The organism is Treponema sp. UBA785 (assembly GCF_002297065.1).
In the GTDB taxonomy this organism is placed as follows: Bacteria; Spirochaetota; Spirochaetia; order Treponematales; family Treponemataceae; genus Treponema_D.
Window position 1 is genome coordinate 18,750 of record NZ_DBJD01000064.1, and the last position, 3,556, is coordinate 22,305.

Annotated in this window: 1 protein-coding gene and 1 pseudogene; one reads left to right on the top strand and one right to left on the bottom strand. The window is 44.3% G+C overall.

Annotated features, from left to right (window positions below):
• Window positions 1–35: 35 nt before the first annotated feature.
• Window positions 36–2,651, top strand: a complete 2,616-nt coding sequence (adhE, locus tag B2X33_RS05400) for a bifunctional acetaldehyde-CoA/alcohol dehydrogenase (protein WP_296668180.1) — start codon at window positions 36–38, stop codon at window positions 2,649–2,651.
• Window positions 2,652–2,803: 152 nt separating this feature from the next.
• On the opposite strand, the pseudogene B2X33_RS05405 reads toward adhE, so the two are convergent.
• Window positions 2,804–3,556: pseudogene (locus B2X33_RS05405) on the bottom strand (glutamate--tRNA ligase); the annotation flags it as partial.

The following is a 3,556-nucleotide window of genomic DNA, read 5'->3' on the forward strand; positions in this document are numbered from 1 at the left end:
AGTTTTAATCTTGACTTTTTATGGGAGAAAAATTAATGAGTGAAGAATTGTCTGCGCCACAGAAAGAAATCAACGGACTTGTTGAGCGCGCGCAGAAAGCGTTGGAAGAATACGCGAACTTTGATCAGAAAAAAATCGACTATATCGTGGCTAAAGTTTCTGTTGCGGCTCTTGACCACCACGGAAGCCTTGCAAAACTTGCCGTTGAGGAAACAAAGCGCGGAGTTTTTGAAGACAAGGCGACAAAAAACCTTTTTGCCTGCGAATATGTCGTTAATCATATGCGCCATCTTAAGACTGTAGGAATTGTTGAAGATGACGATGTTACTGGAATTGTAAAGATTGCTGAGCCTGTCGGGGTCGTTGCCGGCTTGACTCCTGTAACAAATCCGACTTCAACTGCGATTTTCAAGTCTCTTATTTGTCTTAAGACAAGAAACCCGATTATTTTTTCATTCCATCCAAGCGCGATAAAATGCTCGATTGCGGCCGCGAAAGTGTGCTATGAGGCTGCTGTTGCGGCAGGCGCTCCAAAAGACTGTATCCAGTGGATTGAAGAGCCTTCAATGGAAAAAACATCGCTTTTGATGAATCATCCTGGAGTTGCGACAATTCTTGCGACCGGCGGAAACGCGATGGTAAAGGCGGCTTATTCTTGCGGAAAGCCTGCGCTTGGCGTTGGAGCTGGAAACGTTCCTGCATACATGGAAAAAACTTGCAACGTTCGTCAGGCTGTGAACGATATTGTAATGTCAAAGGCTTTTGACAACGGAATGATTTGCGCTTCTGAGCAGACCGTAATTATCGACAAAGAGATTTATTCTGACGCGCTGAAAATGTTCAAGGAATACAAGGCTTATCTCTGCTCTGCGGACGAGAAGAAAAATCTTGAGAAGTATATGTTCGGAGTTGACGGAGACCCGAGCGTTGCAAAATTGAACCCTGACATCGTTGGAATGAATCCAGTCGTTCTTGCAAAAAATGCCGGATTTGAAATTCCTGCCGAGACAAGCATTATTTTGGCGGAATGCAAGGAAATCGGTGTTCCTGAGTGCCTCACACGTGAAAAGCTTTCCCCTGTTCTCGCAGTTGTAAAATCAAATTCAACTGAGGACGGAATCAAAAAGGCTGAAAGCTCTGTAAGATTCAACGGACTCGGACATTCGGCCGCAATCCACACAACAGACAAAAAAATTGCCGAGCATTTCGGCGACGTTGTTCCTGCAATCAGAATCATCTGGAATTCGCCTTCAACATTCGGCGGAATCGGAAACGTCTACAACTCGTTCATTCCTTCTTTGACCTTGGGCTGCGGTTCTTACGGACACAACTCGACTGACGACAACATCAGCGCGGTGAACCTTTTGAACATCAAGAAACTTGGACGGAGAAGAAACAATATGCAGTGGTTTAAGATTCCATCAAAAATCTACTTTGAGCGCGACTCAATCGAATATCTCCACCAGATGAAGGAGATTCACAAGGCGATTATCGTAACTGACCGCTCTATGGTTCAGCTTGGATATGTTGACAAAATCACTGACCAGCTCAAGCTCAACCGAAACGATATTCAGTACCAGCTCTTCTGCGATGTCGAGCCGGATCCTTCAATCCAGACTGTCAGAAAAGGCGTTGAGCTTATGCGCTCGTTCGAGCCTGACACAATCATCGCGCTTGGCGGCGGCTCTTCAATGGACTGCGCAAAGGGAATGTGGCTTTTCTATGAGAATCCTGATGTAGATTTCAACGACTTGAAGCAGAAATTTATGGACATCAGAAAACGCGCGTTCCGCTATCCTGCTCTTGGAAAGAAAGCGTTGCTTGTCTGCGTTCCTACAACATCTGGAACCGGCTCTGAAGTGACTCCGTTCGCAGTAATCACAGACAAGGAAGAGCACAAGAAATATCCTCTCACAGACTATTCTTTGACTCCGAACGTTGCGATTATCGACCCGACTTTCACATACGGTCTTCCTCCAAAAATCGTTGCCGACACTGGAATGGACGTTTTGACTCACGCGACGGAAGCGTTTGTTTCAACTCTTGCAAGCGACTTTACAGACGGACTTTGTATTCAGGCAATCAAGATGGTCTTCAAGTATCTTGAGCGCTCTTACAAGAACGGAGCTTCCGATGTTGAGGCGAAAGAGAAAATGCACAATGCTTCGTGCCTTGCCGGAATGGCTTTTGCAAACGCATTCCTCGGAATGAACCACTCAATGGCCCACAAGGTCGGAGGCGAATTCCACGTTCCTCACGGACGCGCAAACGCGATTCTTCTTCCGTTCACAATCCGCTACAACGGCGCGCAGCCAGAAAAACTTTCAACTTGGCCAAAATACAACTATTACAAGGCTGCAGAACGCTATGCTGAGCTGGCAAGAATTCTCGGTCTTCCTGCAAAAACAACTGCGGAAGGCGTTGAGTCTTACGCGAAAGCGTGCGGCGAGCTTGGAATGAAGGTCGGAATCCAGATGAACTTCAAGAGCCAGGGAATCGACGAGCAGGCTTGGATGGACGCTGTTGAAAAACTTTCTTACCTTGCATACGAAGACCAGTGCTCACCTGCAAACCCGCGCGTTCCGATGGTTTCTGATATGCAGAAAATCTTGAAGGAAGCGTATTCCACAACAGAATTCTTTGAAAAATAAAAAGATAGAAAACAAAAAAGAGGAAAAGACACCTTTTTTAAAGGTTTCTTTTCCTCTTTCAAACTCTTTTTCTTCCAAAAAAATGGTCATTTGTCTGTTATTCATTCAGATTTAATGACCATTTTTTATTGTTTTAGAATATTTTTCAAAAACTACAGTGTTGCAATAGTTCTTTCTATTCTCTTAAGGCTGCGCTCTTTTCCAAGGACGTGGATTGAACCAATAAGAGGCGGAGAAACACGGCTTCCAGTAACTGCCATACGAATCGGCATCATAAAGTCGCCAAGTTTAATTCCAAGTTCTTCTGCCTTTGCCTTTGCAAAATTTTCTGCGCCTTCGTGGTCAGTTTCAAAAACTGCTGCAACAAATTCTTTTGCAACCTCCAAAACTTCCTTAGTTTTTGCGGCATCGATTCTTTTTGGAATAATCTGGTCTGCAGAAGGAACTGCAGGTTCTGTAAACATAAAACGAACCATTTCCGCAGCTTCGGTCAAGAACTTCAATCTTTCCTGAATAAGCGGCATAAGTCCCATCAAGGTTTCTTTTACGTCTTCGCTCGTCATATTCATCGACTTGTCAACACAATAAGGCTCTCCGTCCTCTCCAAGCGCAACTCCAGAGAATTGAGGACCAACATTTGGTTTTGGCTGCGGATTTTCCGGATTGATTTCGAGAGTCGCGTCTCCTGTTCCAGTAATAAACGGCAAAGTCCATTTGTAAAGTTCTTCTGTCGAAAGCTGACGAATATAGTTTGCATTGTAAAATTCGAGTTTTTTGTAATCAAAAACAGCAGGAGCTTTATTCAAGTGTTCAAGGCTGAATTTTTCTGCAAGTTCTTTGAGAGTGTAAAACTCTTTTCCTTCTTCATAAGAACATCCCAAAAGCGCAACGTAGTTTATAATTGC

Coding starts and splice junctions, on each gene's coding strand:
- adhE (WP_296668180.1), top strand. CDS start 36: ATGAGTGAAGAATTGTCTGCGCCACAGAAAGAAATCAACGGACTTGTT.